The following is a 6,884-nucleotide window of genomic DNA, read 5'->3' as shown; positions in this document are numbered from 1 at the left end:
GTTAGAAGTGAGGGATATCGGCGATATCCCTTTATTAAAGTTACTCTTTTTTAATAATATGAAGGTCAATGATCATGGTTACATATTAGCACAGGGCGACTTCAATGGGAATGCCTGAGTAGTAACCATATTTCTATAGAAAGTTTTGACCTAAATAATCTCTGAAAAAATTTCATGTATATTGCCATCTGGGTCTGCAAATAATGCTGTTCTTTGATTCCAGGGCATATTTTGAGGTTGATGAACAGGAGTTGCTCCCATCGTAACCAACTTTTCAAATGCTTCATCTACTTCATCAGGATTTTCACATGGAAAAGCCAATTCAAAAGCCTGACCAACTACTTTTTTCCTATACTCATCACTATATGAATACATAACATTTCTCATACATATAGCAAATCTTACTCCATTATTTTCTAATTCAACATAATTGCCAAGGTCATTTTTAATTCTAAATCCAAGGACTTGATTATAAAAATTTCTCATCCTGTCAATTTCGTCTGTCCAAATTGTAATAAGGTTAATCTCTGCTTTCATTATAGGTTTCTCCTTCTTAATTTCTCGCTTGTAGTTCGTAATATAAGTTCTATACAAAATGATTTTATTACTTAACAAGAAGGATTTCTGTTTCAGAAATAAGTTCCTTAAGCATATTTATCCCTTCTCTTGTAGTATCTCTATCAGCGGAAAGTAATGTAATAATCTTATCTATTCTATTTTTATAATCCCTGGGCTTTATAAAAAAGCCATCAATCATCCTGACCGCTTTTTTCTCATTAATGCAGTATTCTTCATTCAAAGCAAATAAAACTTGATTTAAGCAGGAAATACTTCTGAAACAATGTCCACATACATAATAAATATCATCCTTATCGACATTATCCTCAGCAAACATTAAGGAAAAGGAGGCCTCAAACATAAAATATTGAACTATTGCATCTTTTAAAGTTTGAGGATATGGCTTGGTTCTGGATTTAAACTCTGAAATTTTACCCATAGGGTCAACAAGTATTTTGCAAACAGAAACTTCGCCCATATACATTACATTAAGATAAGCATGGGGATGACCTGTTTGGTAATGAGCAGATACTTTTCCTGACAAACAATCATCAATAACCTGAGACACCCTTTTTATGTCACGTAATATAAAGTCTACATGATATCCTTTAACAACAAGCCATCCGCCCGCATTTACCCAAGGTCCCCATCCACCTATTTGTGTAATTAAATTTTCTCTATGCTCATCATCTAGTTTTGAAGCAACCTTGCCTAATTCTCTGATATCAAAGCCCTCTGTTTCGTCATAGTATATTCCGATATCTATGTCGGACTTTTCATGATTGGTACCTCTTGCTCTTGAGCCTCCTAAAACTATACCTATAATGCCTGGTATGCCTTCCAATTCTCTGGTGATTTGATTCAAAATATTTTCTACCATCGCAGCACTCCACCTCCGCCTTCATTTTGTTCTAATATAACTTCTTTCTTGCTGACACAAGCAGCATCATCGGCCGGCGCAGTTCATCCCGCATCCCAGGTACTGTGTTGAGCATATTTTCTGCAGGCTTTGGTTCGACAACACCTGTTATTTCAAAGCCTATTTTTATGAGACTGTTTAAGTATGTAGTAAGTGTCCGATGATATTTAATAACTTCCTCACCTAGAAATTTAGCATTGCGAATGCCTTCTGTGAAATAATGGTCAACTGGCCAATGCAGAATATTGCCCTTATCATCATAATACCAATCCTGAGGGCCTTGGGCAGTAAAAATGGGATGCTCTACAGAAAATATAAAATCTCCACCCCTTGAAAGGCATTTATATACTCTATCTAAAACATCCTCAAAGGATTTAATATAGTGAAGCGCCAGGGAACTGATAACAACATCAAAGGATTCTTCAGGAAAATCTATGTCTTCTATTGGCATACAGATATACTCGATATTTCCACACTTTGTTTTACTCTTTGCTTCACTTAACATTTTTTGTGAAATATCAATTCCAATTACTGACCTGGCACCGTTCTCTACAGCATAGCGACAATGCCATCCAAACCCGCAGCCTAAATCCAAAACCCTTTTATCTTTGAAGTCAGGCAGCATATTTTTCAGTTCATGCCACTCCCCCGCACCTTCAAGACCATTTTTCGACCTATCCATATTACTATATTTATTAAAAAAGGTGTCATCATCGTATTTGTTTTGTTTCATTATAAATTTCCCTTTCTATCTATTTGTTCTTCTTTTCATTTCAAGTTATATGCAAACAAAAACACCCTATCCTCCTACTTTGACGTTTTGTCTCGATATGCAATCAGAGTAATTGCATTTAATATGATAGTAACAGTGAGAAGAATAATAGCGGCAAACGCCGCAGCACCAGTAGTGTCCATAAGAGCAGACCAGTCCTCAATCTTTACTAGATGGTAGCCATAAAGAATCTGTAAACATAGTGAAATAGCACAAGCGCTGATGCTCATAATAGAAAGAAAAGCCCAATTTCTGTTGCCCTGATTCTTATATCGCATAAGATTGACAACAGGAAGTATCCAGGCAACTACTCCAAGCACTAGGCTACCAAGATTAAGCAAACCAATCATAACATATCCTCCTTACATGAAAAATTTGTACAATTTATTCTCAACAAATTCATATTTATCTATAACCCTTTATTTACAATTGTTCCAAATACAGTTCCCCTCAGTTATCATAGAAGACTCTATCAATAAATAATACTTTATTTATATAATGCTCTAAACTCTTGTAATGCTCTATTTAACGCCAAACCCGTTGACAGCCTTCGCTTACATTCCTTGGCTTCCAGTTCGTTATTAGTATTAATTTCATAAAATTTTTTATCGGCTTCGACTATATATGATTCAATTAGGCTTTGTTTATTTTCAACATAAAATTCGAATGCTATTTTCTCTTCCTCATTTTCATAGTATAAAACGACCTCATCAAATCTTCGCTTTGCATATACTTCTTCTTCATTCTCTGTATCAAATAGAAACTGCTGTAACTTATAATCAATAGTATCCTTTAAAAAATATTTATATGTGAATTTATGGTTATGTCTCCATTCATCATAGCCTGCAAACCCCCATCTGGGTATAGGCGTTTCATACCTCCCACTATCCAGCACAACTAATTGAAACTCTTTTAATACAGTTTCACTACACATTATCTTTAGATTTTTATACATGAATCGTGAATTAGTTTGAGAATATACATAGAATTCACCTATATTCCTATCATCTTCATCATATTCTGCTTCTAACTTAAATTCAGGTTTATAGATATTATAGTAAGCATCTTCATTCTGTGCCCATTCTAATTTATTCTCCAATCTATTGGCTATCTGTACTAATGGAGGTTGTGTTAATCCAAATCTTTTCTTCCAAAGCATTTCTATTTGTTGTATACTTGCATTTTGGTTTATTGGAGTATTTCTATCCCCGACTCTTGTATATATGTAACCCTCTCTAATATTATTATATCTTTTGCACTTGGCCTTTAGGTAGTAAGGTACGGTATAAGAGTTAAATATAGTTAAGATATCAATCTCTTTTCCTTCAATTTCTATTGTATCCAAACGAACTTCAGGAATATTATCACCAGCAAAAACTGTATTTGAGAGCAAGTCAAGTATATCGACTTGTTTTCTTCTGTTTTCCTCACCTACACCAACTATTTCACCTGTATCTGATACACCAATTATTAAATAACTGTCCTTATCATGTACCGTATTTGCAAAACAAAGGATATCATGTAATAATCTTTCATTATCTTTATGCCATTCTTGTTTAAAATCCCAATATTCCCCTTCTGATTTTCTATCAATTAAGTTTTTTATTTTTGATTCAAGACTTGTATAATTCATATAAGCCTCCTCTCCAAATCTATTAATTAAAAAATCCACTTAAGAATAACCGCTTCATTTTCATTTTAATACAACTTTATCCTTCATAAAAGGACCTTTTCTGTTTCTAAATTCCTTTACCATATCTTTTTAGAAACAGAAAAAACATGCCAAGTTCTTATAAAAAGTTAATAATGCTCTGATTTCTTTTCCTTTAGCCACACTTCCCTTGAATTTTACATATTCTATTCTTATTCTTGTATCAAGAAATATGGGTAAAACCTTAGCCCTTTCCCATGTAAAAAGCAAATCCCGCAGCAAACGAAAATTTCTCCTACATCTACTACGGGATTTTGGAACGAACTTTATTTTTATAGAGCGAAATTTATTATTATGGAGTGGAGTTTATTTGTATTTTACACCTATCATTTATTCACATTTCTTGTTTTTCTCAATCGACTCAAAAAACCGCCGCAAATTTTCCGGCAATTGATATGCTTCCTTACCAACTCTATCATTCAACTGTGCTTTTTTATCACTATATACTTCACGAAGGATGGCATCTATTATCATTGCTTTAGGAGGAACATTGTATTCTTTACCTCTATACACCCATACACGACAGTCCACTTCATCCCCGCACAAATCGCCACATGATTCACAAAGTGACTCTCTCATTTCCAGTTGTATATCCTTCCCATTAATACGGATAGTAGGTGAACTCTCAAATCTATACTGTATGGCCTTTTCTTTACTATCAATATGAATTTTATTTACAACAACTTCTGCGCCTGCTAATTCAAGCACTTTAGCAACATCCTCAATTGCTTCTTCAATACTGTCCTCCGTGCCCTGGCATCTTGTACATATACTTAAATCCAAATACATAAAATCAATTATTATTTTTTTCTTTTCTGCTTCATAATTTTGTTCTTCACACCCACAACTCGTACTGCAGCAGGTATTGTTTCTTTGAGTTTCGCAACATCCCATAATAAAAGCCTCCTTCTTTATAAATATTTTTTAATATCCTCTACCGACGGAACTCTTCCCATAATCTTTACCTGTTCATCTACTACAAGTGCAGGTGTTCTCATTACACCATATGCCATAATGTCCTTAAAATCCTCTACTTTTTCAATAGTGGCTTTAAGTCCCAGTTCCTTTACAGCCTCTCTGACATTAGCCTCTAATTTTTTGCAATTACAACATCCTGAACCTAAAACTTTGATTACCATAATAAATCCTCCTCATCAATCAATATTTTTTCCGTTATTATCGTCATTCCACAATTTTCTTTTGCACAGATTTCACATCCTGTGCATTTTACAAGACTCATCATTTCAGAATGAATCTCTGCTTTACACAAAAATATATGAAAAAGCATTAAATAAGTATCCAATAATAATAATCCCTGCTGATACGATGGATACAAAGATTGCTAAAAGTTTAGGCTTTACTACCTTGCTGAGCATAATTATGGAAGGCAGAGACAGGGCTGTTACTGCCATCATAAATGACACTATAGTCCCTACGTCCACTCCTTTTGCAAATAACGCTTCGGCTATTGGAAGAGTACCGAATATATCAGCATACATTGGAATACCCACTATAGTAGCAAGCAACACTGCAAATGAGTTGTTATTTCCAATTATATTTTCTATGATTGACTGGGGAAGCCAATTATGAATGGCCGCCCCTATGCCTACACCGATTAATACATATAGCCAAACCCTTTTGATAATATCTCTGACCTGCTCCTTTGAATATGATATTCTTTCCCTGCGGGTCATTTCAGGCACTTCTGCATCAACATTTTCGATTTCCCTTACATATCCTTCTACATATTTTTCAAGTCCAAACTTTTCTATTAAAGTTCCTCCAATAACTGCCAAAATTAAGCCTACTACAACATAGGCTATGGCAATTTTAAGACCGAAAAATGAAATTAACAACATTAATGACGCCAAATCTACCATTGGCGAAGATATTAAGAAAGAAAAGGTTATGCCTAAAGGCAATCCAGCCGAAGTAAAACCTATAAAAATTGGTATACTGGAGCAACTGCAAAAGGGAGTTATCGTACCAAGCAGTGCCCCAAGTATATTCCCTTTAATGCCTTTTATCTTTCCGAGAATCTTCTTTGTCCTCTCTGGCGGAAAATAACTCTGGATATAGGATATGACAAATATTAATAGTGATAATAATATAAATATTTTTATTGTATCATATATAAAAAAGTGAATACTTCCACCTATTCTTTCGCTAACAGACAAACCAAATACTTTCTCCACAAGAAGTCTTACCAGTTCTGAAAGCCATCTCATTTTTAACAGTTGGTCGTTTAACCAACCGAATATCATGGCTAATATGTTCATATGAAAACATCCCCCTTACCCCTTGCACACTTAATGATATTTTCCAACATGTTTACACTTTTCAACTTCACTGCGCTTTTCTTATTTTACTAATTACATTACGCTTATCAAATCTGATTGTTCTTTACTCTCTGTACTAAATCCTCGACTTTTTCCTTAATTATATCTCTTGTTCTTCTGTAATCTTCTATTGGTCCGCCTGACGGGTCACTAAGTCCCCAATCTTCTCTATGTTGGCATGGTATATAAGGGCATTCTACATTACATCCCATCGTTATTAAAATATCTACTTCCGCTGGAATATCGCTTAATAGTTTCGGATAATGGCCGCTCATATCCACTCCTGCTTCTTCCATTACCTGTACTGCCAGTGGTTTTACTTCAGGGTAATTTTCTGTCCCTGCCGAGTATGCTTCCAATACGTCACTTCCCATTTTCTTTGCCCAACCTTCTGCCATTTGAGAACGACAAGAGTTGTGGACACACACAAATGCAACCTTCTTTTTCATTCGATACCACCTTCCTCTATAATCTTTAATTATCTCTTAATATCTCTATTGTTCTCAGCATTTTGACTTGTAAAAAAGAAGCTATATGGATAGTACATACATTAATGTAATAATATGGGCATAACAGGGTAACCTA

At 34.6% G+C, this 6,884-nt stretch carries 9 protein-coding genes; all 9 read right to left on the bottom strand.

Translation table 11 applies throughout. The features are described 5' to 3' along the window. Nucleotides 1–150: 150 nt before the first annotated feature. The 9 genes from EJN67_RS13590 to EJN67_RS13550 all read right to left on the bottom strand — a co-directional run bounded on the left by EJN67_RS13590 (nucleotide 151) and on the right by EJN67_RS13550 (nucleotide 6,748). Nucleotides 151–537, bottom strand: a complete 387-nt coding sequence (locus EJN67_RS13590; RefSeq protein WP_068556432.1) for a VOC family protein — start codon at nucleotides 535–537, stop codon at nucleotides 151–153. 67 nt (nucleotides 538–604) lie between these two features. Next, nucleotides 605–1,438, bottom strand: coding sequence for a nucleotidyltransferase domain-containing protein (locus EJN67_RS13585; RefSeq protein WP_129724976.1), 834 nt, complete (start codon nucleotides 1,436–1,438; stop codon nucleotides 605–607). Between the two features lie 31 nt (nucleotides 1,439–1,469). Then, nucleotides 1,470–2,210 carry a class I SAM-dependent methyltransferase gene (locus tag EJN67_RS13580; RefSeq protein ID WP_014253610.1) on the bottom strand — a complete coding sequence of 247 codons (741 nt, stop codon included), beginning with the start codon at nucleotides 2,208–2,210 and terminating at the stop codon, nucleotides 1,470–1,472. Nucleotides 2,211–2,284: 74 nt separating this feature from the next. Next, a complete protein-coding gene (locus EJN67_RS13575; RefSeq protein ID WP_034844800.1) occupies nucleotides 2,285–2,599 on the bottom strand; it encodes a hypothetical protein in 315 nt (104 codons plus the stop codon). A 137-nt stretch (nucleotides 2,600–2,736) separates the two neighbouring features. Continuing rightward, a complete protein-coding gene (locus EJN67_RS13570) occupies nucleotides 2,737–3,882 on the bottom strand; it encodes an AlbA family DNA-binding domain-containing protein (protein ID WP_129724975.1) in 1,146 nt (381 codons plus the stop codon). 408 nt (nucleotides 3,883–4,290) lie between these two features. After that, on the bottom strand, nucleotides 4,291–4,854 hold the full coding sequence (locus EJN67_RS13565) for a DUF2703 domain-containing protein (protein ID WP_014253607.1): 564 nt from the start codon (nucleotides 4,852–4,854) through the stop codon (nucleotides 4,291–4,293). A 17-nt stretch (nucleotides 4,855–4,871) separates the two neighbouring features. Next, entirely contained in the window at nucleotides 4,872–5,099 is a 228-nt protein-coding gene (locus EJN67_RS13560) for a thioredoxin family protein (protein WP_014253606.1), read from the bottom strand. 123 nt (nucleotides 5,100–5,222) lie between these two features. Next, a complete protein-coding gene (locus EJN67_RS13555; protein ID WP_129724974.1) occupies nucleotides 5,223–6,239 on the bottom strand; it encodes a permease in 1,017 nt (338 codons plus the stop codon). A 107-nt stretch (nucleotides 6,240–6,346) separates the two neighbouring features. Beyond that, complete coding sequence (locus EJN67_RS13550) at nucleotides 6,347–6,748, bottom strand: arsenate reductase ArsC (protein WP_014253542.1); 402 nt, start codon at nucleotides 6,746–6,748, stop codon at nucleotides 6,347–6,349. Between the last annotated feature and the right edge of the window lie 136 nt (nucleotides 6,749–6,884).

The organism is Xylanivirga thermophila (genome assembly GCF_004138105.1).
GTDB lineage: Bacteria > Bacillota > Clostridia > Caldicoprobacterales > Xylanivirgaceae > Xylanivirga > Xylanivirga thermophila.
Note: the sequence above shows the minus strand (reverse complement) of the source record. Positions and strands in the feature narration are given on the sequence as shown.